21 protein-coding genes are annotated in these 24,999 nt (G+C 72.1%); 7 read left to right on the forward strand and 14 right to left on the reverse strand.

The window, feature by feature from the left end:
* Window positions 1–355: 355 nt before the first annotated feature.
* Both ACIBBA_RS13610 and ACIBBA_RS13615 read right to left on the reverse strand, forming a co-directional pair.
* A complete protein-coding gene (locus ACIBBA_RS13610; protein ID WP_396696941.1) occupies window positions 356–2,116 on the reverse strand; it encodes a thiamine pyrophosphate-binding protein in 1,761 nt (586 codons plus the stop codon).
* Entirely contained in the window at window positions 2,109–3,233 is a 1,125-nt protein-coding gene (locus tag ACIBBA_RS13615) for a Vms1/Ankzf1 family peptidyl-tRNA hydrolase (protein ID WP_396696943.1), read from the reverse strand. Before ACIBBA_RS13615 ends, ACIBBA_RS13610 begins: the two co-directional genes overlap by 8 nt.
* A 143-nt stretch (window positions 3,234–3,376) precedes the next feature.
* On the opposite strand from ACIBBA_RS13615, the gene ACIBBA_RS13620 reads away from it, so the two are divergent.
* Window positions 3,377–3,925 carry a hypothetical protein gene (locus tag ACIBBA_RS13620; RefSeq protein WP_396697056.1) on the forward strand — a complete coding sequence of 183 codons (549 nt, stop codon included), beginning with the start codon at window positions 3,377–3,379 and terminating at the stop codon, window positions 3,923–3,925.
* Between the two features lie 61 nt (window positions 3,926–3,986).
* Complete coding sequence (eda, locus tag ACIBBA_RS13625; protein ID WP_396696945.1) at window positions 3,987–4,700, forward strand: bifunctional 4-hydroxy-2-oxoglutarate aldolase/2-dehydro-3-deoxy-phosphogluconate aldolase; 714 nt, start codon at window positions 3,987–3,989, stop codon at window positions 4,698–4,700.
* Window positions 4,701–4,805: 105 nt separating this feature from the next.
* Here the strand turns inward: eda and ACIBBA_RS13630 are convergent, their stop codons facing one another.
* Complete coding sequence (locus ACIBBA_RS13630; protein ID WP_396696947.1) at window positions 4,806–5,147, reverse strand: DUF3817 domain-containing protein; 342 nt, start codon at window positions 5,145–5,147, stop codon at window positions 4,806–4,808.
* A gap of 182 nt (window positions 5,148–5,329) precedes the next feature.
* On the opposite strand from ACIBBA_RS13630, the gene ACIBBA_RS13635 reads away from it, so the two are divergent.
* Window positions 5,330–6,808: a glutamate--cysteine ligase gene (locus tag ACIBBA_RS13635; protein ID WP_396696949.1), complete on the forward strand. Its 1,479-nt coding sequence runs from the start codon at window positions 5,330–5,332 to the stop codon at window positions 6,806–6,808.
* Between the two features lie 56 nt (window positions 6,809–6,864).
* Here ACIBBA_RS13635 and ACIBBA_RS13640 read toward each other — a convergent pair whose 3' ends face one another.
* The 3 genes from ACIBBA_RS13640 to ACIBBA_RS13650 are packed head-to-tail and all read right to left on the reverse strand — an operon-like array spanning window position 6,865 to window position 9,664.
* Window positions 6,865–7,458, reverse strand: coding sequence for a GNAT family N-acetyltransferase (locus tag ACIBBA_RS13640; RefSeq protein ID WP_396696951.1), 594 nt, complete (start codon window positions 7,456–7,458; stop codon window positions 6,865–6,867).
* Between the two features lie 52 nt (window positions 7,459–7,510).
* Window positions 7,511–8,683, reverse strand: a complete 1,173-nt coding sequence (locus tag ACIBBA_RS13645; protein WP_396696953.1) for a zinc-dependent alcohol dehydrogenase — start codon at window positions 8,681–8,683, stop codon at window positions 7,511–7,513.
* 24 nt (window positions 8,684–8,707) lie between these two features.
* Window positions 8,708–9,664 (reverse strand): SRPBCC family protein, encoded by a 957-nt coding sequence (locus ACIBBA_RS13650; RefSeq protein ID WP_396696955.1) that lies wholly within the window; start codon window positions 9,662–9,664, stop codon window positions 8,708–8,710.
* Between the two features lie 456 nt (window positions 9,665–10,120).
* Between ACIBBA_RS13650 and ACIBBA_RS13655 the strand changes: the two genes are divergently transcribed.
* On the forward strand, window positions 10,121–10,948 hold the full coding sequence (locus ACIBBA_RS13655; RefSeq protein WP_396696957.1) for a hypothetical protein: 828 nt from the start codon (window positions 10,121–10,123) through the stop codon (window positions 10,946–10,948).
* Window positions 10,949–10,963: 15 nt separating this feature from the next.
* Here the strand turns inward: ACIBBA_RS13655 and ACIBBA_RS13660 are convergent, their stop codons facing one another.
* Both ACIBBA_RS13660 and ACIBBA_RS13665 read right to left on the reverse strand, forming a co-directional pair.
* Window positions 10,964–12,274 (reverse strand): alpha/beta fold hydrolase, encoded by a 1,311-nt coding sequence (locus ACIBBA_RS13660; RefSeq protein WP_396696959.1) that lies wholly within the window; start codon window positions 12,272–12,274, stop codon window positions 10,964–10,966.
* 69 nt (window positions 12,275–12,343) lie between these two features.
* The gene (locus ACIBBA_RS13665; RefSeq protein WP_396696961.1) at window positions 12,344–13,057 is read right to left on the reverse strand and encodes a PH domain-containing protein; all 714 of its coding nucleotides are present in this window, start codon (window positions 13,055–13,057) and stop codon (window positions 12,344–12,346) included.
* Between the two features lie 131 nt (window positions 13,058–13,188).
* On the opposite strand from ACIBBA_RS13665, the gene ACIBBA_RS13670 reads away from it, so the two are divergent.
* The gene (locus ACIBBA_RS13670; RefSeq protein ID WP_350876616.1) at window positions 13,189–13,542 is read left to right on the forward strand and encodes an SCP2 sterol-binding domain-containing protein; all 354 of its coding nucleotides are present in this window, start codon (window positions 13,189–13,191) and stop codon (window positions 13,540–13,542) included.
* A 12-nt stretch (window positions 13,543–13,554) separates the two neighbouring features.
* Window positions 13,555–15,603, forward strand: a complete 2,049-nt coding sequence (locus ACIBBA_RS13675) for a glycogen debranching N-terminal domain-containing protein (protein ID WP_396697058.1) — start codon at window positions 13,555–13,557, stop codon at window positions 15,601–15,603.
* A 62-nt stretch (window positions 15,604–15,665) separates the two neighbouring features.
* Here ACIBBA_RS13675 and ACIBBA_RS13680 read toward each other — a convergent pair whose 3' ends face one another.
* From ACIBBA_RS13680 to ACIBBA_RS13690, 3 genes are all read right to left on the reverse strand, one after another.
* Entirely contained in the window at window positions 15,666–16,820 is a 1,155-nt protein-coding gene (locus tag ACIBBA_RS13680) for a helix-turn-helix domain-containing protein (RefSeq protein ID WP_396696963.1), read from the reverse strand.
* Window positions 16,810–16,962: a hypothetical protein gene (locus ACIBBA_RS13685; RefSeq protein ID WP_396696965.1), complete on the reverse strand. Its 153-nt coding sequence runs from the start codon at window positions 16,960–16,962 to the stop codon at window positions 16,810–16,812. Before ACIBBA_RS13685 ends, ACIBBA_RS13680 begins: the two co-directional genes overlap by 11 nt.
* Before the next feature lie 132 nt (window positions 16,963–17,094).
* Window positions 17,095–18,285 (reverse strand): helix-turn-helix domain-containing protein, encoded by a 1,191-nt coding sequence (locus ACIBBA_RS13690; RefSeq protein ID WP_396696967.1) that lies wholly within the window; start codon window positions 18,283–18,285, stop codon window positions 17,095–17,097.
* A gap of 485 nt (window positions 18,286–18,770) precedes the next feature.
* Between ACIBBA_RS13690 and ACIBBA_RS13695 the strand changes: the two genes are divergently transcribed.
* Complete coding sequence (locus tag ACIBBA_RS13695; RefSeq protein WP_396696969.1) at window positions 18,771–19,847, forward strand: PQQ-binding-like beta-propeller repeat protein; 1,077 nt, start codon at window positions 18,771–18,773, stop codon at window positions 19,845–19,847.
* A gap of 146 nt (window positions 19,848–19,993) precedes the next feature.
* Here the strand turns inward: ACIBBA_RS13695 and ACIBBA_RS13700 are convergent, their stop codons facing one another.
* From ACIBBA_RS13700 to treY, 3 genes are read right to left on the reverse strand one after another with little or no spacing between them, the layout of a single operon-like run.
* Window positions 19,994–20,914, reverse strand: coding sequence for a hypothetical protein (locus ACIBBA_RS13700; protein ID WP_396696971.1), 921 nt, complete (start codon window positions 20,912–20,914; stop codon window positions 19,994–19,996).
* Between the two features lie 18 nt (window positions 20,915–20,932).
* Window positions 20,933–22,666, reverse strand: coding sequence for a malto-oligosyltrehalose trehalohydrolase (gene treZ, locus ACIBBA_RS13705; protein ID WP_396696973.1), 1,734 nt, complete (start codon window positions 22,664–22,666; stop codon window positions 20,933–20,935).
* Window positions 22,663–24,999, reverse strand: coding sequence for a malto-oligosyltrehalose synthase (treY, locus tag ACIBBA_RS13710; protein WP_396696975.1), 2,337 nt, complete (start codon window positions 24,997–24,999; stop codon window positions 22,663–22,665). Before treY ends, treZ begins: the two co-directional genes overlap by 4 nt.

The raw sequence follows: 24,999 nt of genomic DNA on the forward strand, positions 1-24,999 counted from the left end.
CCCGGGCGGTTGGTGGCGTCCGGCCCGGCTCGGCCCGGCCGTGCCTCCGACGACTTCCCGTCCGTTCCGCCCGGTCGTGCCGTCGGTCGTGCTGTCGCTCGCGGGGTGAGTTGACCGGATCTGACCCGGCTCGCGGCGGTGACCACTCCGCAGCGGGCCCACCCGATCCGGACTCCGCCACCTTTGCTCTGCTTCACCCAGGGCAACACCCGGCGTCCAGATACCGGGCGTCGGGTGTTGCCGGGATTGAAGCGGAGCAAAGGCTGCGGTGCTTGCCTCGCCCGCCGCCCGCCGCACGCCGCACGCCGGCGAGGCGAAGCGGAGCCGGGTGCCCGGGGGCGAGTTCCGAGAGGTCCTAGGCGATCTCCTCCGCCGCCAGGGTCAGCCGACGGTCCGACTGCTCCCGTACCCGCCGGGCGGCGTCGCCGTCGGCGAAGAGGTCGCGCAGGTCGGCGAAGGCCGGCTCCGGCGGCGACAGCGGCACCGCCGCGTCCACCACCGCTTCCAGGACGCACGGCCGGTCCGCGGCCAACGCCTCGTCCCAGGCCGCGCCGACCAGCTCGGGCCGGTCGACCCGCACGCCGTGCAGGCCGAGCAGCCGCGCCCAGCCGGCGTACGGCACGTCGGGCCGCCGCCGCGCGGGATCGCTGACCGGCTGACGCCCGCCGCCCATGCCGGAGTGGTCCCGGTTGTTGAGCACCAGCACCACCAGCCGTGGATCGGGCCACCCGGACCAGTGATGGGACACGGTGATCAGCTCGGCGAGGCCGTTGAGCTGCATCGCGCCGTCGCCCATCAGCGCGACGACCGGCTGGTCCGGCGCGGCGAGCTTGGCGGCGACCGCGTACGGCAGGGCGCAGCCCATCGAGCCGAGCGTGCCGCAGAGTTGCGCGTTCACCCCGGGCGGCAGCTCCAGATGGCGGGCGTACCAGTAGATGACCGACCCGACGTCCACCGCGACGGCGCCGGTACGGGGCAGCCGCGCGGACAGCTCCTGCAGCACCAACTGCGGGTTCACCGGCTCGGCCGGCGCGGCGGCCCGCTCGGTGGCCTCCCGCCGCCACCGGTCCACCGAGTTCTCCACGGTGGCCCGCCACTGCGGATTGGGCCGATCCGGCACCCGGTCGAGCAGCGCGCGTACCGTCTCGGCGGCGTCGCCGACCAGCGGCACGTCGACCGGGTAGCGCGTGCCGATCCGCCGGCCGTCGATGTCGATCTGCACCGTGCGGACCTGCCCCGGCATCGGGAAGTAGTCGGTCCACGGGTCGTTGGTGCCGATCAGCAGCAGCGCGTCGCAGCCGCCCATCAACTCGGCGGCGGCGGGCGTGCCCACCTCACCGAGCACACCGGCGTGGTACGGCAGCCGCTCGTCGAGCACCGGCTTGCCGAGCAGCGAGGTGGCCACCCCGGCGCCGAGCCGGTCGGCCAGCGCGATGATCTCGTCCTCGGCGCCACGGCCGCCCTGCCCGACCAGGATCGCGGTGCGCTGGCCGCTGCCCAGCAGCTGCGCGGCGGCGGCCAGGTCCACCTCGTGCGGCAGCACCCGGGCCAGCGGCTCGCCGGGCGTGGCCGTGAAGACGCCGGCGGCGTGCGGTTGCAGGTCGGGCACGGCGGAATCCAGCACCTGCCGGGGCAGCACCACGCAGACCGGGCTGCGGGTCGCCGCGGCAGTGCGGAACGCCTGGTCGAGCAGAGTCGGCACCTGGCCCGGACTGCGCGCGTAGCGAACGAACTGGTTGCACACGTCGCCGAAGAGCCGGCTGAGCCCGATCTCCTCGTGGGCGCCGCCGAGCGGGCCGGAGACGTCCTCGCCGACGATCGCCACCACCGGCTTGCTGTCCAGCTTGGCGTCGTAGAGGCCGTTGAGCAGCTGCACCGCGCTCGGCCCCTGGGTCGCGAGGCAGACGCCGATGCCGCCGGTGAACTTGGCGTGCCCGGTGGCCATGAAGGAGGCGGTCTCCTCGTGCCGGGCGGGGATGAAGGCGGGGTCGCCGCCGGAGCGGTCCAGTGCGGCGATCACCGGGGCGATGGCCTCACCCGGATAGCCGAACGCCCGCGGCACCCGCCAGGCCCGCAGCCGGTCGACCACCAGGTCGGCCACCGTGCGCTCAGCCATTTTCGCGCCCGGGGGTGCTGGCGTCCGCGTACCGCAGCACCGCGCCGACGCCGTCGACCAGCTCCGGGGCCTCGTCGGCACCGAGCACGGTCAGTTCGGCGTTGGTGCCGACCAGCGCCCGCACCAGGGCCGCGTCGGCCCGTACCCGCTGCGGGTCGGTGATCGACATCGCGGCGAGCTGTCCCGGGTCGACGGCGATCTCGGTGGGCTCCGGGCCGATCCACAGCTCGCCGTTGGCGGACGGGTCGTCCACGATCAGCATGGTGTCGACCTGGTTGCGTTGCAGGGCGGCGACCACGGCGTCCAGGCCCGCGCCGACGTCCTCCTGCATGCCGAACCTGTCCAGGGCGGCGTTGATCCGCTGGTCGGCCACCTCGGCGATGGTCTGCACGGTCAGGTCGTCCAGCAGCGTCTGGTCGGCGCCGCCGGCCCGGGAACCGGCGTCGGTACGTACCACCAGGTCCTGCCAGCGTTCCGGCATCTGCGCGGCGATCATTCCGGTGGCCCGTACGTCGCCAGCCACCACCACCACGTCGGCGCCGACCTTCTCGGCCAACTCCACCGTCGCGGCGGTCACGTCGCCGGCGTTGTGGTGCCACGCCTCCATCGCCGCCCGTTGGTAGCGGGACTGCGACCAGCCGCCGGGTTGCACCCGACGCAGCTGGAACTCCTCCCGCCCGACGATGTGCGACCGGCGTGGAACCCCGCCGGCGCTCACCGCCATCGCGTCGGCGCCGGTGCGGTCGGCCAGCACCCGCACCCACGCCACCTGCTCGCCGCGCTGGGCGAGCAGCGGCATCACGTGCGGCAGCTGCGCGTACGAGGCGAGATCGCGCATCGGCGGGGCGGAGAGATACTCGGTGAGCACCACCTGGCCGCGGGTGGCGAAGACGGCGAGCCCGTAGTCGCCCGCGATCGGGTCGTGGCCACGGATCACCCGGTCCAGCGCGGCGCGCGTGGGTTCGTCGGCGCCCTGTTCGGTCAGTTGGCTCTCCAGTGCCCGCCAGCGCAGGTCGAGCGCCGGATGGGCGTCGTGCGTGTCGGCCGACGCGTCCAGATACACCGAGCACCACGGCCCGGGTCGGTCGTAGAGCGGGCGCAGGAAGGACAGCTGCATGCTCGACCCCTTTCCAGCTCGGCCCCCCGCTTACCCGTGCCGTCCCGGATGTCACCTGGCCGATCGTGAGCGCGTGACCAGGTTTCATTCACGCCGTTCAACCCGTGTCGTCGATACCATCAGTGAACGGATCAGGACTCTCGGTGGTGGACATGGACAGCGGACTCGAAACCCGACGGATCGCGCATCCGACGGAACGGATCGTCACCGGGCGGGTGGTCCGGCTGCTCGACGGCTACTCCCGGGAGGTGTCCGTTGGTCAGCCCGTGCTGGTCGCGGTGCTCGCCGCGGCGGGCGTGGCGGGGTTGCTGATGCTGCTGGTGCGCTCCGTGCTGCCCGGCGGCGGGGGCGGTGCCCGGCGGCGCTGGAAGGAGCTGCGCAAGGGCCCGGAGTACCTGGTCACGCCGTTGCGGCTACGCGACACCACGGGTCGGCTCTGCGAGGTCGAGCTGCACGGGCACCTGCCGCAGAGCGCGCTGCATCCGGCCGACCACGTGCAGCTCGCCCTGCGCCCGCAGCGGGATCCGGAGCTGCCGCCGCGCATCGAGCGGATCGTCAACCTCACCACGGGGCAGCTGCTCACCCCGCGTACCGCGACGCTCTGGACGCACCTCGGCCCGCCGCTGCTGCTCCAGGCGATGCTCGGGGCGCTGCTGCTGCTCGGCATCGCCGCCTGGTCCGCGCTGCGCTGACCGGGATCACTGTCGTACGCTCCGGGTTCACGGTGCCGACCGCACCGGCCCGAGGAGTGCCATGCCGATCCCCCACCCCGTCGCCGGCCCGTCGGCGGCGTCCACGCCCGGCGGCCGGCCGCCCTCCGCCGCGCTCACCGCGGCGGAGCTGGTCCGGCTCGGTCCCGTCGTCCCGGTCGTGGTGGTGGAGCGCGCCGACGACGCCGTTCCGCTGGCCCGGGCGCTGCTGCGCGGCGGCGTCCGCACCATGGAGATCACCCTGCGCACCGCCGCCGCGCTCCCCGCCCTGCGGAAGGTGGCCGCCGAGGTGCCGGAGATGGTGGTGGGCGCGGGCACCGTGCTCACCCCGGAGCAGGTCGCCGAGGCCGGTGAGGCCGGGGCCGGGTTCCTGGTCAGCCCGGGCGCGACCCCCCGGCTCGCCCGTGCCGCCCTGGACTCGGGGCTGCCCTTCCTGCCCGGCGCCGGCACGGTCAGCGAGATGCTGGCCCTGGCCGAGATCGGCCTGACCACGATCAAGTTCTTTCCGGCGGCGGCGAGTGGCGGCCCCGCCTACCTCGCGGCGCTGGCCCAACCGCTGCCGCACGTCACGTTCTGCCCGACCGGCGGCATCTCCGCGGCGAGCGCGGGCGAGTGGCTGGCCCTGCCCAACGTCGCCTGCGTGGGCGGTTCATGGCTCACGCCGGCCGCCGCGGTCCGGGCCCGGGACGAGGCGACCGTGACGGCGCTCGCCCGCGAGGCCGCGGCACTGGGCACGGCCGACCCGACGGCCGCCTAACGCGCTGACGACGTTCGCCACCGGCGGCGACATCGAACTCCCGGCCCGCCGACCAGCAACGGGCCCGACCAGAGCCAGGCCCGACCGGGCTCGGCGCCGCTCGGGTCAGCCCACCGGGGCCGGGTCGCGCCGGGTCGAGGCCGGCGCGGTGCCGAGCATCCCCCGGCGGCGGGCCCACCGCTCGTAGGCCAGGGTGGCGAACGGCGGCACCGCGCAGGCCAGTGCCACCCCGGTCGCCAGCAGGCTCCACCGCTGCCGCCGGGCGACGGCGAGGACCAGCACCAGGTACGCCACGAAGAGGCCGCCGTGGATCGGGCCGAAGATCTTCACGCCCAGCTCGTTGCCGGGCGGACCGTACTTCACGAGCATGCCGACGAGCAGGCCGAACCAGGAACAGGCCTCGGCGATCGCCGCCACGACGAACAGCCCGGTCAGCTTGTCGCGCATCCCCACCACCACCCTCTCGGGCCGCCATGCTAGCGGGATCGGGTTGGCCGGCCTGCGCGGACCCGCCGGAGGCGACGGGGATCACCGGGGCCCGGGCTGGGTAGAGAAAGGAACAGACGGGTCTTCCCCCGCCAACGGTGGCGTGCGAGGTTAGGAAGACCAGCGGTGACGGGGTGGTGACCATGGGCGAGGAAGTCGGCGCGCGAACCTTCAGCCGGGAGGATCGGGCCCGCTACCGGGACAAGGTGCGCCGCTGCCTGGACGTCTTCGCCGAGATGCTGCGCGAGTCGCGCTTCGACGTGGACCGCCCGATGACCGGGCTGGAGATCGAGCTCAACCTGGTCGACGAGCAGTCACAGCCGACCATGCGCAACGCCGATGTGCTGGCCGCCGTCGCCGACCCGAGCTTCCAGACCGAGCTGGGCCAGTTCAACGTCGAGATCAACGTTGCGCCGCGGCGGCTGACCGGCACCGGCACGGCGGAGTTCGAGGAGCACGTCCGGGCCAGCCTGAACGCTGCGGAGGAGAAGGCCCGCAAGATCGGCGCGCACATGGTGATGATCGGCATCCTGCCGACCCTGCGGCCGGAGCACCTCACCGCGCACACGCTCTCCACCAATCCCCGCTACGAGCTGCTCAACGAGCAGATCTTCGCCGCCCGGGGGGAAGATCTGCGGATCGCCATCAACGGGGTGGAGCGGCTGGCGGTCACCGCCGACACGATCACGCCGGAGGCGGCCTGTACCAGCACCCAGTTCCACCTGCAGGTGAGCCCGGCCCAGTTCGCCGACTACTGGAACGCGGCCCAGGTCGTCGCCGGCATCCAGGTCGCGCTGGGCGCGAACTCACCGCTCTTCTTCGGCCGCGAGCTGTGGCGGGAGACCCGGATCCCGCTGTTTCAGCAGGCCACCGACACCCGCTCCGAGGAGATCAAGGCGCAGGGCGTACGGCCGCGGGTCTGGTTCGGCGAACGCTGGATCACCAATGTCTTCGACCTGTTCGAGGAGAACGTCCGCTACTTCCCGGCGCTGCTGCCGGTCTGCGACCCGGAGGACCCGGCCGAGACGCTCGCGGCCGGCGAGGTGCCGAGGCTCGCCGAGCTGCGGCTGCACAACGGCACCGTCTATCGGTGGAACCGGCCGGTCTACGACGTGCTGCGGGGCCGTCCGCATCTGCGGGTCGAGAACCGGGTGCTGCCCGCCGGTCCGACCGTGCTGGACACCATCGCCAACGGCGCTTTTTACTTCGGGGTGGTCCGGGCGCTGGCCGAGTCCGACCGGCCACTGTGGTCGCAGATGTCGTTCAGCGCGGCCGAGGAGAACTTCAACGCCTGCGCCCGCTACGGCATCGACGCGCAGGTGTTCTGGCCGGGCCTCGGCTATCTGCCGGTCACCGAGCTGGTGCTGCGTCGGCTGCTGCCGATGGCCCACCACGGGCTGGACAGCTGGGGGCTCGACCCGCACGAACGCGACCGGTTGCTCGGCATCATCGAGCAGCGCTGCCTGACCGGGCGTAACGGGGCGACGTGGCAGGTGGAGACGCTGCACCGGCTGGAGTCCGCCGACCACCTGGACCGGCCGGCGGCGCTTCGCGAGGTGGTCCGGCACTACGTGGACCTGATGCACAGCAACCGTCCGGTGCACGAGTGGCCGCTGCCCTGACGGGTGCGGCTCAAGCGCCGCGACGGCGCCCGCCACCCTGAGCCGGCCCGGTCAGGTCACGGCCGGTCCCACGGTGACGGGTCGTCGCGCAGCCGGCTGTAGAGGTGCCCGTCGTGCCATTGGCCGGCCCGGAACTCGCAGGCGCGGACCACCCCCTCCAGCTGGAAGCCGGCCTTCTCCAGTGACCGCTGCTCCGCGATGTTCTCCGGGTGGGTGCCGGCCTGGACGCGCTGGGCGGGGCTGTGCGCGAAGAGGTAGTCGCAGATCAGCGCCTGGGCCCGCCACCCGATGCCCCGCCCGCGCCACTGCGGCAGCAGGGCGACGCCGATCTCCCAGTAGCCGGCCTGCCCGCCGTAGCGGCCGGCCCGGTAGCTGACGAACCCGGTGGCGGCCGCTTCCGGATCGACCTCGACGATCAACCGGCCGTCGTCCGCGCCGAGCCAGCCGTCGGCGGCGAACCGGCGGGCCGGCGCGCCGGCGTCCCGGAAGCCGGCCCAGTCCAGGCCGATCAGGCCCGGTTCGGTGAGGAAGCGCCGGAAGATGCTCAGGTCGGCCTCGGTGACCGGGCGCAGCCGGACGGTCGTCCCGTCCGCCTCGTGCGCGATGCCGGCCAGCGGCACCGGCGGCTGGCCGCCCTCCACCCTGGACACGCTAGCCGCTCACCCACCGGGCCGCCGCCCCGCCGGCCGGACGCAGCGGTCGTCACACCGTGAGCAGGACCTTGGTGCACTCGTCCTGCTTCTTCTGGAAGATCTTGTATCCCTTGGGGGCGTCCTTGAGTGGCATCCGGTGGCTGACGATGAAGCTCGGGTCGATGTCGCCGCGCTGAATCCGCTCCAGCAGCGGCCGGGTGTAGCGCTGCACGTGGCACTGCCCGGTGCGCAGGGTCAGCGACCGGTTCATGAACGCCCCGATCGGGAACTTGTCGATCAGGCCCCCGTACGCGCCGACGACCGAGACCACCCCGCCGCTTCGGCAGGCCAGGATCGCCTGACGCAGCGCGAAGGGCCGCTCGGTCTCCGCGTGGACCGCCTGCTTCGCCCGGTCGTACGCGTAGATCGCGGCGTTGCCGTGGTGCCCCTCCATGCCGACGGCGTCGATGCACGCGTCCGGGCCCCGCCCGGCGGTCAGCTCGTTGAGCGCGTCCAGCACGTCGACCTCTTCGTAGTTGAGCGTCTCCGCGCCGGTGTGCTCCCGGGCCAGCGCCAGCCGGTACGGGTACCGGTCGATGATGATCACCCGCTCGGCGCCGAACATCCGGGCGCTGGCCGCGGCGAGCAGCCCGACCGGTCCGGCGCCCCAGACCGCGATCACGTCACCCGGCCTGATGTCGCACATCTCGGCGCCCATGTAGGCGGTCGGGAACACGTCGGCGAGCATCACCGCCTGGTCGTCGGGCACCTCGTCGGGCACCTTGATCGGCCCGACGTCGGCGAACGGCACCCGGGCGTACTCGGCCTGGCCCCCGGCGTAGCCGCCGAGCAGGTGGGAGTAGCCGAAGATGCCGCCCGGCGAGTGACCCATGATCTTCTCGGCGATGCCGGCGTTCGGGTTGGAGTTCTCGCAGACCGAGTAGAGGCCGCGCTGGCAGGAGGTGCAGTGCCCGCAGGCGATCGGGAAGGGCACCACCACCCGGTCGCCGACCCGCAGGTTGCGCACTTGCGGGCCGACCTCGACCACCTCGCCCATGAACTCGTGGCCGAGGATGTCGCCCTTGCGCATGGCAGGGATGTAGCCGTGGTAAAGGTGCAGGTCGGAGCCGCAGATGGCGGTCGTGGTGATCCGTACGATCGCGTCCCGGGCATTCATGATCGTGGGATCGGGCACGTCGACGACCTTGACGCTCTCTTTGCCCATCCAGGCGGTGGCCTTCATTGTCTTCCTTCCTGGGTGCGGCGGTCAGCGCCGGTGGCCGTTGGGCAGCGGCTGGGCGGGGCGCTGCATGACCTGCTGCCGCGCCGAGATCCCGTCCGGGCTGCCCTCGGAGCGGACCACCTCCCCGGTTTCCAGCACCTGCTTGAACCGGCGCAGGTCGTCGCGGACCTGCTGCTCAGGCGCCTCGCCGAAGAGCTTCGCCACGGCCCGGCCGAGCGAGCCGGCCGGCGGCGCGTAGCCGAGCTGCACCCGGACCTCGGTGCCCCGGTCTCCGGGGGCGGGCTGGAAGCGGACCCGGCCGGCGTTCGGCACCCGCGCGCCGGGCATCGACCGCCAGGCGATCGACCGGTTCGGCTGGTCGTCCAGGATCTCCGCGTTCCACTCGATCAGGCGGCCGGCTGGCCCGCGCGCGGTCCAGTGCGACCGGCGCAGGTCCTCGGCACGCACCGACTCCAGGTGCGACATGAAGCGGGGCAGGTTCTCCACGTCCCGCCAGAACCGGTAGGCCTCGGCCGGTGACCGGTTCACCGTCACCCCGACGTCGATGCGGATCATCCGGTCCCGGGATCGGCGGGCGCGCGAGGCGCCGAGCGCGGCGAGCACGTCGACGGCGGTGATGCCGGCGATCACGGCGGTGGTGGCGGCGACGCGTTTCCGCCGGTCACCGCTGCGGTCCGTGAGGGCCCGGGCGAGCAGGGTCAGGTCCATGGCGTCGCCGGCCACCCGGCTCCAGGCCCAGCCGGCCGTGCGGCGGCCGGTGATCAGCCCGGCGGCGTGGCCCAACTCGCGGGCGCCGACGGCCGGGATGATGGCGCGGGCGGTGGGCGAGTCGTCCACGCCGGCCAGTTCGGCCAGCCGGCCGGGCACGGCGAGGGCGCCCACCCCGAGCACGAGGCTCAGCCAGCCCACAGCCCGGGCCAGGAGCGGCTCCCGGATGGGGGAATCCAGTTCGGGCAGGAGCACTCCGTCGATGCGGTTCACGTCGGTAACCTCCGCGCAGCGCGGGGCCGCCGGCGGACCGGCGGCGCGGCGGTGACGCCGCCACCGTGACGCTATGCGGTACGACGTGTCGGCATGCCCGATTCAGCGGAGATTGTCCCGCCGCGTTCCGCTGCACCGACTCCGAGCATTCGCCCGGCCGGTCCCGCCCGCCTGGTCGGACACGTGGAACCACCCAGGAGCTCGCAAGATCGTGCTCGATCCACGATGTAGTGGCCTCACCATCAGCAGGATGCCACTACATCCCGGATCGAGCGCGATCTTCGCGGCGGCCGTTGCGCTCCCGAGAGTTTGGCGGCAGGCGGCAGGCGAGGATTCTTCGGCGCTTCCGGGTGACGACGGCGGAGTTGACGCCGATTGGGCTGCCACCCGAGCCCTAACATTCGCCACAGACGCCCCGATTGTCCGAACTTCAGCCACTTTGAGCACGGAGGGCAGATGGCACCGATCCGCGCACTTCGGACGCTGATCGCCAGCGGCGTGGTCGCCCTCGCCCTGATCGCACCCGGCGCGTCCGCCGCGCCGCCGAGCGAGACCTCGGCCGGCGCCACCGCGCCCAGCAGGCCACTCGGGCCGGACGACTCGCGCGGCACCAGGGCCGGCGGGCCGCTCGACTCCGAGGAGCCGGGCGGCACCAAGCCCGGACCCGACGAGTCCGGCGGTACGGCGCACGGCAAGCCGCCCGGCCCGGAGGAGCCGCGCCCGCCGCTGCTGCCGGCGGACTTCCGGGGCACCGGCCGGTACATCGTGCGCGACCTCGGCATCGACGTGCCCTTCACCTGGCAGGGCCGCAATGGCGACAGCCAGATGATCGCCGGGGGTCCGGAGCATCCGATCTGGTTCACGAACCTGATCTACCGCAACACGCTCTACACGCTCACCTACAAGTGGCCGAACATCCCGCTGGACCCGCCGCGCCCGTGCGACCGGGTGGGATTCTTCAACCGGCAGATGTTCAACGACCTGCTGAAGACCGCGCGGTTCGTCGGACCGGAGATCCTGCAGGGGAAGCCCGATCGCCGCGTCGACCATTGGCGGGTCGGCGTCGTCGGCGGCTTCACCCAGCCGGGCGAGGTCTTCCGGTTCCCGATCGCCCTGGGCGATGTCTACGTCGACCAACGGAACCCGAGCCAGTGGTGGCAGGTGTTGCAGTTCGGGTTCCAGAACCTCTTCGATCCGGCGCTGGACGAGTGGTTCACGATGAGGACCTTCGCCCACCAGCCGGGGCAGGTAACGCTCCCCGATCGGTGCCCGCCACCACTGTGACCTCGGCGCCCGTGCTCAGGTCTCGTCGCGGACCAGCCTGATCAACCGGTCCAGGACCCGACCCTCGCTCACCCGTAGGCCGTCGTGCTCGTACTCGTTGGTGATCCAGGGGCGCAGACCGCGCACCGCGCGCGCGGTGGCCAGCGAGTCGTCGGTGTCGACGTACATGTCGTCGTGGTAGACGGCGGCGGCCACCGGCACCTCGTTGCGGGCCAGTTGCCGCGGGTCGTACAGGTCCGGCCACTCCTCGCGGGCCGCCAGCAGCTCCGCCACCTCGCGAAGCGGGGCCAACGCCGGATCGGTGCCGAACATCCAGGGATAGATCATCTCGCCGGTCAGCAGCACCGGCCGGTCCTCCGCCAGCGCCCGATCGGCGTCGAACTGCGGAAACTCGGCGCGTACCGTCTCGGCCGCCCATCCGGTGGCGCGCGGCGACGCCGAGCGCTGGCCGTAGATCGACTCGTGCAGCAGCGCGTAGAGCGGGCGACCTGCGTACGAGAGGTGGCCTTGGACCTCGGCGAGGAACGAGTCGGCGAGCCGGCGCTCGGGCATCCCGGGCAGGAAGGCGTCTTCGAGCAGGTAGTGCAGCGCGTGCGAGCCGCTGCCGGTGCCCAGCACGGTGCCGATCGCCTGGAACGCCTCGGCGGTCAGCAGCCCGCCGCCGGGCAGCCGCACCTCCCGCTCCCGCAGGTGCCGCACGACGGCGCGGACCGCCTCGACGTCCTCCGGGTAGCGGGCGTAGTGCGCCTCGATCTTGCGCTGCACCCGCGGGTAGGCGGCCCGGTAGACGTCCTGCGCCGTGCTGCGAAGCCCGGGCAGGCCGCCGGTGACCAGGGCCTCGCGGACGCCCTCAGGGGCGTACGACAGGTAGGTGAGGGTGCAGAAGCCGCCGTAGCTCTGGCCGAGCAGGGTCCAGCGCCCGCCCTCGCCGAGCAGTTCCCGGCGGATCAGCTCGCAGTCGCGGACGATCGAGTCAGCCCGGAAGTGCGCCAGATAGTCGGCCTGCGCGGCGGCGTCCCCGCGCAGCGGCAGGGTGTGCCGGTCGGCGGGGGTGGAACGGCCGGTGCCCCGCTGATCCAGCAGCAGCACCCGGTAGTCGTCCAGCGCCCGGTCCAGCCAGCTGTCCCGGCCCACCGGGCGCGGCGAGCGCCCGCCCGGGCCGCCCTGCAGGAAGAGCAGCCAGGGCAGCGAGTCGCGTTCCCGGCCGGCGGCCACGACCTCGCGGGCGTACACCTCGATCCGCTCACCGGTCGGGTCGGCGTGGTCCAGCGGCACCGGGAAGCTGTGGTCGGTGATGACGGTGCCCGGATGGCGGTAGGTCGGCACGGGTTCCCTTTCGGATGAGGCCCGCTCATCGTAGAAGCAGAAGATCCGGCCACCGGGCCGGGAGTCGACCTAGCCGGTGCCGCGAATCTTCGCCAGTTCCACGGCGAACTCGGCGTCGCTGAGCGCACCGCGCTGGTGTTGCCGGATCAGGGTGTGGATGTCGCGCCGCTGGTCAGCGGAGACGGCATCGTGGGGCGCAGGGGTCCGGGTGACTCCGTCGGTAGGGCTCGTCGACCCAACCCCGGGGGGCGGTAGCGGGAGCTGAGCTGCAGATGCCGCCGGCCGGCGGCGCTGCGCGTCGCGGTGGTGGGCCCGCAGTGTCGCCAGGATCTCGTCGTAGTGCTCGGGCCAGGTGGCCAGCCGCCCCAGTTCCGGCCGGAACGTGAACGGCCGGAAGACGTCCCCGCGTTGCAGCGGGGTCTGGATCAGGACCCCGTCGGCTCGTTCGATGACGATGGCGGTGCGGCCCATGTCCAGGCCCCCGATGGAGGCCGTGCCGCTGCGGATCGCCGCCACCGACTCCCACGGCAGCGTGATCGTGCGCAGCAGGGACCGGGTCCGGAGGCCACCATCGCTGACATAGACACCGAGCACCGCCCGCCGTGCCGTGACGGCGAGGGCGGCGGCCAGCCACACCCCGCAGAGGACCGCCATCGGGGCCGACAGGTGCCCGCGCACGTAGAGGATCCCGAGGAACACCCCGAACCCTGCCACCCCGACCAGCCCCAGCATCGCCGAGCCGGTCGCCAGGTCGACTGAGTAAGGGCGCTGCCATCCACGCATGTCGCCATAGTGAACGGCGGCGTCCACCAGGTAGGTGCCCCGGTAGTCGGCCGGCTGCCGCCGGCACGGAGTTAGCCGCTTCGTCCAGCGGGTAGCCGGCAGGCGCCCCTACCAGCGCCTGGAGAGGTCGGATGACGACGACCAGTGCCTTCTTCGAGCGGTTGGCGGTTGCTGGCCAGGATCAACGGCTCAGCAACGTGTCCGGGAGCGTGCGGTTCGACATCCGGGACGGGAACCGTGTGGAGCAGTGGCACCTGGACATTGATCATGGCCGCATGCGGGTGACGCGGGACGGCGGCCACGCCCGGACCGTCATCCGGGTGTCCGCCCAGGTCGCGGAGGCGATGGCGCGGGGTGAGGTGAACGGTCTGGCCGCGATCATCCGGGGCGAGATCCTGGTCGACGGGGACCTCGGCCTGGCGCTGCGGATCGGCCGGCTGTTCCCGCGAACGCCGGATCAGACCGCTCCTTACGGCGGGAAGTAGCCGATGAGGGACATCCCCGGCACCGTGTCGTGCCTCGACGGCAACACCTTCATCGTGTCGGACGCCAGTGGCGACGTGGAGTCCTCGAGCAGTACCCCGGTCGGGCTCTTCGCCGCCGACACGCGTTACCTGTCCCACTGGGTGCTCACCATCAACGGCGAACGGTTGAACGCGCTGTCGGTGGACGACATGCTGTACTACGAGGTCACGTTCTTCCTGGTGCCGGGCGGGGCGGTCGACTACGTGCAGGCCGACGTCTCGGCGATCCGGCGCCGTCGGCTCGGCCCGGACCTCACCGAGTCGTTGACGATCTTCAACTACGGTCAGCAGGACGTCGAGCTCGACGTGCGACTCGACGTGGCGGCCGACTTCGCCGACATCTTCGAGATCAAGTTCGACCTCCACGACAAGGCCGGCAGTCACTACACCCACGTCGGCGCGAACGAGCTGCGGCTGGGCTACGAGCGCGCCACCTACCGGCGCGAGATCTCCCTGACGGCCACTGAGCCGGCCACGTTCGACGCGCAGGGGCTCCGGTTCGCCGCCCGACTGCGGCCCGGAGAGCAGTGGTCCACCGAGGTTCAGGTGGTCATGCGCGCGCTGCGCCCGGACGGTGTCGATTTCCGCTCCGCCCTGCGGGCGCTGCGGCCGGACGAATCGACCCTGCCGGCGAGCGTGCAGGCGTGGGTCGCGGCGGCCCCGACCCTGGACACGGAGAACACCGCGCTACAGCAGGTGTACCGCCGTAGCCTGGTGGACCTGGCGGCGCTGCGCTTCGCGCCGCTCTCGCTCAGCGGCGCGAGCGTGCCGGCGGCCGGACTGCCCTGGTTCATGACCCTGTTCGGGCGGGACAGTCTGTTGACCTGCCTGCAGACCCTGCCCGTCACCCCGTCGCTGACCCCGGCGACACTGCGGATCCTCGCGTCGCTCCAGGGCGCCCGCACCGACCACGTGCTGGAGGAGGATCCCGGGCGGATCCTGCACGAGCTGCGCTACGGCGAGTCCGCCGCGTTCGAGGAGCAGCCACACTCTCCCTACTACGGCACCGTCGACGCCTCACCGCTGTTCGTGGTGCTGCTCGACGAATACGAGCGGTGGAGCGGCGACACGGCGCTGGTGATGGAGTTGGAGCAGGAGGCCCGCGCGGCCCTGACGTGGATCGACCAGTACGCGGACCTGATGTCCTCCGGCTACATCTGGTACGAGCGGCGCAACCGCGCGACCGGCCTGGAGAATCAGTGCTGGAAGGACTCGTGGGACAGCATCTCCTACGCCGACGGGAGGCTGCCGGCCTTCCCGAGGGCCACGTGCGAGACGCAGGGGTACGCCTACGACGCCAAGGTCCGCGGGGCGCGGCTGGCCCGTACCGTCTGGGGCGACCCCGACTACGCTGACCGGCTGGAACGCGAGGCGGCGGCCCTCTACGACCGCTTCAACCGGGACTTCTGGCTGGAGGATCGTGGCTACTACGCTCTCGCGCTCGACCGCGACGGCACGCCCGTCGACAGCCTCTCCTCGAACATCGGTCATCTGCTGTGGAGCGGCATCGTGCCGCCCGAGCGGGCGCCGCGGGTCGTCGAGCACCTGATGGGCCCGGCGCTCTTCTCCGGCTGGGGAGTGCGCACCCTCGCCGAGGGGCAGGCCCGCTACAACCCACTCGGCTACCACAACGGCACGGTGTGGCCGTTCGACAACTCGTTCATCGCGTGGGGACTGCGCCGCTACGGGTTCACCAGCGAGGCGGGCCGCATCGCCGAGGGCATCCTCTACGCGGCCACCTACTTCCAGGGGCGGCTGCCGGAGGCCTTCGGTGGGTTCGACCGCCACACCACCCGCTACCCGGTCCGGTACCCGACGGCCGGCAGCCCGCAGGCGTGGTCCAGCGGCGCGTCGATGCTGCTCCTGAGGACCATGCTCGGCATCGACCCGCACGAGGACCATCTCGCCGTGGCCCCCGCGCTGCCGGCCGCCTTCGAGCGGATCGCGCTGCTGGACATCCCCGGCCGCTGGGGCAAGGCCGACGCCTTCGGCCGCCGCCGCCCCGACCAGCCACACCACTGACGCACCTTCCCGGCGGCCAGGTCGACTCGATCTCCCGGCGAGAGTGGGTGCAGGCCGACCGGTCATCGGGTCAGGCCGACCAGCGTCGCCAGTCGCGCCACACCGGCCGGCGCCGGGTGGCTCCGGGCGACCTCGGCGATCACCGCACGCGCCGACGGCCGGCACCGGACCTCGGCCGGCGCGACGCTGTCCGCGTCGACCAGCGCCCGCGCCGCGCCGCGTAGGTCACCGAGCTGGAGGTACGCCCGCGCGGCGTCCACCAGGTACGCGCCCCGGTACTCGGCCGGCAGCCGCCGCCACGCCTCCCGCCGGATCACTGCCGCGTGCCGCTGGACCGCCTCCCCGGCGTCACCCCGCTCGGCAGCCGTCACCACCCGGGCCAGGTCGACGGCGATCGGTCCGAAGCTGGTCCGGTGCGCGTCGTCGTACCCCCGGAGCTGGGCGGCGAGGCCGGCGGCCCGGTCGGTCAGCTCCTCGGCGCGGCGGGGGTCGGCGCAGGCGGCGGCGGCCAGGGCGGCCTGGAGCAGCAGCGTCCCGCAGACCGCCCACTCCCCCGCCGGCCGCCGCGGCCCTGGCGCGACACGGCTCGCGGCGGCGGTCGTCGCAGCGAGGGCCAGCCGGTCTCGGCCCGACGCGCGCAGCGCCTGCCCGACCGACACGGCCGCCGTCGCCGCCAGCACCGGATCGCCGCCCGCCACGGCCATCGCCCGGTCCGCGGCCAGCCACCCGAGGTCGGCCTCACCGAGCTTCACCAACACCGACGAGGTGATCCGGTACGCCTGCACCAACAGCTCTACTGACTGCACGCCTTGGGCGGCGTCGAGCAGGCCCGGCAGCACCCGCACCAGCTGCGGGTAGTGCGCGTGCTGGTAGGTCAACCAGGCATGCCCGACCTGCCTTCTCAGCTCTTCGGCCGGGGGCATTGTGTCTGACCCGCTGTCGTAGCGGGCGAGAGCGGCCCGAATCTCGTCCACTCCGTCCAGCGTGCCGGCCCGTGTCGTCTGGTGCTGGCCGAGCAGCACCGTCGGATCGATCCGCAGCACCTGGGCCAGCTCCTGGATCACCGAGTACCGGTCGAGTGGGCGGACGCCCCGCTCGACCTTGTCCACCCAGCTCTTCGACCTGCGCAGCCGGTCGGCGAGCATCTGCTGGGTCATCCGCCGCCGCACCCGCCAGTGCGCCACCCGGCGGCCGATCGGCAGCTCGTCACCGGTCACGCCGCCACCGCCGGTCCGGGACCGCCCGGGTGGTCTCCTCCACCGGTACGCGCTCCGCCTCGGCCTGCGCGAGCAGGCGTTGTTTGGCGGCCTCCCGCTCGGCCGCCTCAGACTGCTGACCCTTGCTGTCCTGATCGCTCATCCCTGCCCGCTCCGCAAGGGCGTGGCAGCGGTCCTACCAGAGAAGAGACCGACCGCCCCACCAGGCCAAAGGACGCGATTGCGCCCCGAATCGGACGGTAGGGCGGATCGGCGATGAGCCGATTACCAGGAGTTATGCGGCCAGGTCGATGCCGATGCGGCTCGCAAGCAGCCGCAGTTCGTCGGGGACGGCCCGGCGCTGGGCGCGCTGCGCCAGCGTCACCACGGCGTCTCGGACGAGGGGGTTGATAGCGAACGGCACCGGTGCGGCCCGCTCGGCCTGGATGAATGCGGCCAGCGCTTCGGTGTCCCGGCGACCGCCGTCCGCCAGCGCTCGGCCAACATCGAGCCAGTAGGACAGCTGGCGATTTGATGCCACCAGCACCTGTGGCCGTACCATCCGGGACAGCTCGATTACTCTGCCGGACTCGCCCTGCTCTGCCGCTATGGACATTTTCCAGAGCCCTACATTGGTCGGCCCAAAGCAACAACCGTTGAAGCCGCCACCGTCAGCCGGGTCTCCCAAACTCGCTGCCTCACCCGTGGCCGCGGCGAGGTGGTCGCGGGCAACATCCGGACGACCATCCACGGTCGAAGCAAGCGCAGCCATGAGGTGCAGCTGGCCAAGCATTTGCCGCACCCGAACGTCGGATGCATTCTCCTGAAGCTCCGCCAGCGACCGGTCGGCAGCTCTGGCAGCCAACCGCGCGGACTCAATCGGCAGACTCTGCGCATACGCGAAACGAGATGCTCCTATCCACGCCTGGTCTTCGACGTCCTCCGCTGCCGACACCGAGATCCGAGCGGCATTGAGCGCCAAGTGTCGGTACCCGAGGTGCCGAAGGCAGGTAGAAGCTTGGTACGCGACCTGAGCGAGCGCGGCCCCACCCACGGCAGCGGCTTCGAGCAGCAGTCCGGGAAGCAGGCGAGCCATCGCCGGGTAGTTGCAGGAGTTGCGGAGCTGATCACTGCGGGCGATCTCGACGGCCAGACGGTCCTTCGTGTAGGTCGCCGGTCGGCGCTCGCCGTCCTCGATTTCGATCAGGGCCGACCAGATCGCCGGTACGCACTCGGCGGCACTCTCGCGGGCCGGATCGCCGGACTCGGTGCCCTGGCCGAGCAGGTCGGCCACCGTGACCTGGAGCGCGGCAGCGAGGGCGACCAGAGTGGAGCGACGGTCGATGGTCTTCCGGCCCGACTCGACCTGCGACACGTAGGACTGAGTGACGCCGGCCAGCCCGGCGAGGACGGCCTGAGTCATTCCGCCACGGCGCATCCGCCAGTACCGGATCCTGGCGCCGATGGTCTCCGGCTTCTTCACCATGCCTTCGCCCACTCCCAGGTAGAGGACTAGGGATAGCGGCCACGGCCTGCCATCCCGCACGGTTGGACGGTACACCGGCAGAGCGTCCAAGCGATGACGCTGAGTGCCCAAGAAGCGCCGCCCCGGCTCGGTCGCACGCGGCCTGGCTCGTCACAACCAGCCTTCCGGCGAGACAGACGGCTTCGTGTCGGCTCCCCACGTCCTGGAGCTGGGCCACGTCCCGCCCCATGGTCGGCAGGCTCCGTGGTGACGCTGTGCGCGCCGCTGTAGCGGATCGTCAGGTCTTCCTCATGCTTCCAACAATTGTGCCGCGTACTGATGGGTGCATCATCGCACCTACAGCGGAGCGAAGAGGAGTTTGTCTAACCGGACGGCATCGATGGTTACGCGATCTTCAAATCGTTGGCTACTGACCGTGGACGGCAACGGCCCAGACGCAGATACCAGGGCATCCTCTCCTGCGGAGAAGCGTGCATGATATCGGCGTGGTGGATCAGTCGGTGAAGTTGTTGTGGTCACGATCCTTGCACTTGAGATCGAGCTCAGAGACGATGGCCGCCGCCTCCGACGCCCTCGTCGTAGCAGAGCGGCACTCGCGCCTGACAAGGCTGGATCCGGTCAGCGGGGAGTCGCTGTGGGAGCAGCGCGTTGAGGACTGCTGGGGCACTACCGTCGTTGCAGGTGAGAAGTGCCTCTATCTAAGCCAGGCGGGGGTACTGCACTGCTTCGACCTTCACAACGGCGAACAGATGTGGTCGACGCCAGGCCCTCGCCTACTGCATTACGTCAGCGTCAGCGGCTCGGTCATCCTCCTGGGCGGGTGGCGTGGCTATCACCCATTGAAGCGGGTCTCCCTTGCCGACGGCGAGCCTCTCCCACCCGTCTCCACAGCGCTCCCCCACGGCAGTCAACTGGCCTGGCCGCTGCCACTTCGACTGGCGCCAGAGCGAGATCTCGCCACCCATGCGGCGCTCATCGCCATCGCCGACAAACCCGAACTGCTCCTGCTCGACTCCCAGTCCGGCACCGTCGTGGCCGAGTGGCCGCTGCCCGCCCCGGTGGTATTTCCTGATACCGGAATCGCCTACGACGTCAGCGACGATGGGCGCATCATCTTCCTCAGCGGCAGACGCACGATCATGGCCTTTCACCCCGTCGACGGCGTCAAGGTGCTGTGGCAACACGAGCGCGACCTACTGCCGCATCCGCCGATGCTCAGAGGTGGAGCGCTCTGGCTGGTGGAGGACACCGGCATCACATTCGTAGACCTGGACCGCGGTGCTGTCACGGAGGTGGCGCACCTACCGCGTGGCGCTGTATCTGCCGCAGCTCCCATATCCGGCGGCGCACTGTTCGCCTACCCGGACGGCTCCCTCGTCAGCGTCGACCGGGTCGGCCACGTCAATGCCTCCTTGCGCATCCCGGCGCGAATCGACCGGCTGCTTCCGGGAGGTAGCGATCTGGTACACGCCATCGGCACAGGCCACCTCGTCACGCTCAACCTCGTGACCCCTGGTCGGGAAGACTCAGGTGCTGATCACGAACGAAGGGTCGAGGTGTAGCTCGTGCGCTCCGTAGTCTCAGCCATCAGAGTGGCTACTCCTGCCCACACGAGCAGATGCGGTTGGCGGCGGCGATGATCTCGAAGGGCGGACGGGCCCCGACGCCGCGGCCGGGGGCAGACGCTGGCTGAATTTGGGTGCTGATGTTACGCATTAGCCCTGCGGAGGCGTTCGGCTGCCTGCGCCCGCAGCGCATCGCCGCCCGCCGGGGCGCCACCGCACAGTGCCATCTCCCGGGCGTTGTACGCAGCCATCCACAAGCTGGCCGCCCATGCGATCTCCAGCTCCACGGCCGTGAACAAGCGCCCTCGAGTGTCTTGATAAGCCGCCAGGAACGCCTCGGAGCTTTCGATCGGCGCCAGCGTGGGCGGCCCGGAACTGGCAAACGACCCGCTCGCCGCTCCCACTAGCGCCGCCTCCGGCTGCCACGCCAGGCTGTCCCAGTCGTGCACCGCCCACACCTGCCAGCCCTGCCACCGCAGGTTCTGCGCCTCGAAGTCGGCGTGGCCGAGCACGCACGGCAAGCCGGCGGCCAGCAGCCGCCTCCGGGCTCGCTCAGCCGTCTCGACGATGTGCTCGGACACGACAATCTGGTCCCGGCTGTCGAGAAAGTCGATCGCCGGCCACACCCCAGAATTGGTGTGGTCCCACCGTACCCAGGGCGGATTCGGAAGCGGCGGCGCGACGGTCACGCCGGCAAGTTCGCCCATCAGCCGGGCGAACACCTCCGCGCAGCGCATGGCTATGCCCGGCGAGTTGCCGTGCAACACCTCGCCGCCGGGCCGCAATTCTTCGGCGTGCACGGCCAGCGCACCGACACCGACAACCGGCGTGAGCGGCCGGGCACACGGAAACCGGCGCTCGGCCAGCCGGGCCTGTGCCGCGACACATGACGCGGCCCGGCCGTCGTCGGCGCGCGCCTTGACCACGACGTCCCTGCCACCGGCCAACCGCAGACCGAACACCATCGAGACCTGTTGCGACTGGAACAGCACGCCGGCGGGTTCGCCGCCTAGATGGTCAAGACACCAAGCCGGCAACCAGTCCGGCAGCTCCTCCAACGGCACATTCAGGACTGTGCCACCTCACAGCGCCACGATCGCCGCCGTCTCGGCCGGTAGCTCGATCCGGTCCCGCATCACCGTGACGCCCTCCCCCGTGGCCAGCAGCACCCGCCGTGCCACCCCCGGCAGCGAGATCCCCTGCGCGCGACCGGCCAGGTTCGCCACCACCAGCGTGTCGCCGCGTCGCATCAGCAGGAACTGGTCGCCGTGCCGGACCTCGACGCTGTTCAGCCGGGGGTCGGACAGGTCAGCCCGGCTCTTGCGGAGCGCGATCAGCCGCCGGTAGAAGTCGAGCATCTCCCGGTGTTCGGGCTTGTCCAGCTCGGCCCAGTCCAGCCGCGACCGCAGGTACGTCTGCGGGTCCTGCGGGTCCGGCACGTCCCCCTCCGGCCAGCCGTGTGCGGCGAACTCCCGCCGCCGCCCGGTGGCCACCGCGGTGGCCAGTTCCGGCTCCGGATGGCTGGTGAAGAACTGCCAGGGCGTCGAGGCCGCCCACTCCTCCCCCATGAACAGCATCGGGGTGAAGGGCGCGGTGAGTAGAAGGACAGCCCCGACGCGCAGCAGAGAAGGCGAGAGCGAGGCCGAGATGCGGTCGCCGGTGGCGCGGTTGCCGATCTGGTCGTGGTTCTGCAGGTATGCCACGAACCGGTGGCCGGGGGTGCGCTGCCGGTCGACCGGGCGGCCGTGCTGGCGGTTGCGGAAGCTGGACCAGGTGCCGGTGTGGAAGAAGGCGCCGGTGAGCACTTCGGCGAGGGTTTCCAGGGAGCCGAAGTCGCCGTAGTAGCCTTGCCGCTCGCCGGTGAGCAGGGTGTGCAGCGCGTGGTGGGCGTCGTCGTTCCACTGGGCGTGCAGGCCGAAGCCGCCCGCCTCACGCGGGGTGATCAGCTTCGGGTCGTTGAGGTCGGATTCGGCGATCAGCGACAGCGGCCGGTTGAGGTGGGTGGCGAGCGACTCGACCTCGATCGCCAGCTCCTCCAGCAGCGGCACCGCCCGGGTGTCCGGCAGGGCGTGCACGGCGTCCAGGCGCAGCCCGTCGACGTGGTAGTCGCGCAGCCACATCAGCACGCTGTCGATGATGTAGCGGCGTACCTCGTCGGAATGCGGGCCGTCCAGGTTGACCGAGCGGCCCCAGGTGTTGCTCTGCTCGGCGAGGTAGGGCCCGAATCGCGGCGCGTAGGCCCCGGAGGGCCCGAAATGGTTGTAGACGACGTCGAGGATCACCCCCAGCCCCTTGCCGTGCGCCGCGTCGACCAGGCGTTTCAGCCCGTCGGGGCCGCCGTAGGGTTGGTGCGGGGCATACCAGCAGACGCCGTCGTAGCCCCAGTTGTGCTCGCCGTTGAACGCGTTGACCGGCAGCAGCTCGATCAGGTCGACGCCCAGCTCGACCAGGTGGTCGAGGCGGTCGATGGCCGCGTCGAAGGTGCCCTCCGGGGTGAAGGTGCCGACGTGCAGCTCGTAGAGGACGCCGCCGGGCAGCTGCCGACCGGTCCACGAGCTGTCGGTCCAGTCGAACGCGGCGTGGTCGTAGCGCCGGCTCGGCCCGTGCACCCCGGCCGGCTGCCAGGGCGAGCGGGGGTCGGGCAGCGGCTGGTCGTCGTCGTCGAGCAGGAAGGCGTAGTCGGTGCCGGGCCCGGCGTCGGGTACGTCCACCCGCCACCAGCCGTTCGGGCCGGCGGCCATCTCGTGGTCGGAGTCGCCGGTCAGTCGTAGTCGGACGCGGGTGGCCTCAGGGGCCCACACCGTGAACTCGGTCATGACGCAGCCTCCACGGACTCGTTGGTGGGAGCCAGCAGCGCGACAGGGTAGGTGGCCAGCAGGTCGGCCAGAGAGGTCTCCCCGCCACTGTAGACCCGCCCGGTGAACAGGTCGGTCACGTTGTTAACGGGAAGCGACAGGACCGTGTCACGCCAGCCACCGGACTGCGCCAGCCGCAGCGGCAGCCGGGTGGCGACCGCGACTGCGCCGCCGCGATCGAAGGCCACCGCATGCCGCCCGGCCGGCCCGTGCGCCGGCACCGGCCGGTAGCCGGTGAACAGGTCGGGCCGGTCGCGGCGCAGCCGCAGCGTCCGGGAGACCACCAGCAGCTTCGCCGCGCCGACCGCGTCGACCGGCGGCTGCCAGCCGCCGTCGAGCCGGGTCAACAGCTCCCGGCGTACGACGAAGTCGACCGGGCGGCGATTGTCCGGGTCGACCAGCGAGTTGTCCCACAGCTCGGTGCCCTGGTAGACGTCCGGCACCCCGGGCATGGCCAGCTGCACCAGCTTCTGCCCGAGGGAGTTGGACCAGCCGGCCGGGGTGATCTCGTCGGCGAACGCGGTCAGCTCGGCGTGCAGCCGCGGGTCGTCGTACATCCGGTCGACCACCGCGTGCATGGCCCGCTCGAAGGCCGGGTCGGGGTCGGCCCAGCTGGTCGACGTGGACGCCTCCCGGGCGGCCTTCTCCACGTACGCGTGCAGCCGCTCCCGCTCGATCGGCCAGGCGCCGACGGCGGTCTGCCACAGCAGGTGCGCGAAGGCCGGGTCGGGCAGCTCCGCGGCGGACATCCACCCGGTGACCCGCTGCGCCCACTGCTCCGGCAGCTCGCTGAGCACGGCGAGCCGGGCCCGGACGTCCTCGCTGCGCTTCGTGTCGTGGGTGGAGAGCGTGGTCATCGCGGCCGGCCAGCGGACCTGCCGGGCGGCGACGAAGCGGTGGAACTCCGCCGGCGGCACCCCGAAGTGGGCGGGGCTGCCGCCGACCTCGTTGAGCGCGACGAACCGGCTCCACCGGTAGAAGGCGGTGTCCTCCACCCCCTTGGCCATCACCGCCCCGGTCAGCTGCGGGAAGCGCTGGGCCAGCTCGTCGTCGGGGTCGCGCAGCCGGCGGGTGACCGCGTCCAGTGCGCCGGCCAGGTCGGGGCGGCGCCGGCCGGCCTCGGCGCGGGCGGCGGCGAGGTGCCGGGCGCCGTGCGGCGGGTAGCCCCGGTAGACGGCGAACGCGGCGGCCAGCTCGGCCAACGCGGCCCGGGCCGCCTCGGAAGGCACGTCGGGGGCGAGGGCGGCCAGCCGGGTCAGCTCGGCGGCGAGCAGCCGGGTGGCGGCGGCCAGCTTGGTGGCGTGGGTGAGGTCCTCCCAGGAGGTGTGCCGCCCGGCCAGCCGGGTGTCCAGGGCGGTGAAGTCCCCCTCGGCGTCCGGCTCGACGAAGAGCCCGCTGACCGCCGCGAGGGCCTCGTAGCCGGTGGTGCCGTCCACCGGCCAGTCCGGTAGCTCCTCGCCGTACTCGAGGATCTTCTCCACGACCAGCCACTGGTCCGGTGCGGCGGCGCGCAGCCGGGCCAGGTAGCCGGCCGGGTCGCGCAGCCCGTCGGGGTGGTCGACCCGGATGCCGTCGACCTCGCCGGCGGCGGCCCAGCGCAGGATCTGCTCGTGGGTGGCGGCGAAGACCGCCGGGTCCTCCACCCGCAGCCCTGCCAGGTCGGAGACGGCGAAGAACCGGCGGTACGTCAGCTCGGTGTCGCCGCGCCGCCAGGAGACCAGCTCGTAGTGCTGCCGGTCGTGCACCTCGCGGGGGCTGCCGTCGCCGGTGCCGTCGGCGACCGGGAACCGGTGCTCGTGGTAGCGCAGCTCGCCGTCGACCAGCTTGAGCTCGTCGAGGGCGTCCGGCGCGTCGGCCAGCACCGGCAGCAGCAGCCGGCCCCGATCCCAGTCGATGTCGAACCAGTCGGCGTACGCCGAGGAGCGGCCCCGGGCCAGCACGTCCCACCAGGCGGGGTTGGCCGCCGGCACGGCCACCCCGGCGTGGTTGGGCACGATGTCGACGACCAGGCCCAGCCCGGCGGCGCGCAGCGCCCGCAGCAGCCGCTGCCGGCCCGCCTCGCCGCCCAGCTCCGGGTTTACGGCCCGGTGGTCGACCACGTCGTAGCCGTGCGCCGAGCCGGGGGTGGCGGTGAGCAGCGGCGCGCTGTAAAGGTGGCTGACGCCGAGGTCGGCGAGGTAGCCGGCGAGGCCGGCGGTGGCATCCAGGTCGAAGCCGGGACGGACCTGCACCCGGTAGGTGGTCCGGACCGGGCCGGTCGGGGTCGACGAGCCGGGCTGAGGGGTGGCAGCCAT

This window comes from Micromonospora sp. NPDC051006 (assembly GCF_044456245.1).
Taxonomy (GTDB): Bacteria; Actinomycetota; Actinomycetes; order Mycobacteriales; family Micromonosporaceae; genus Micromonospora.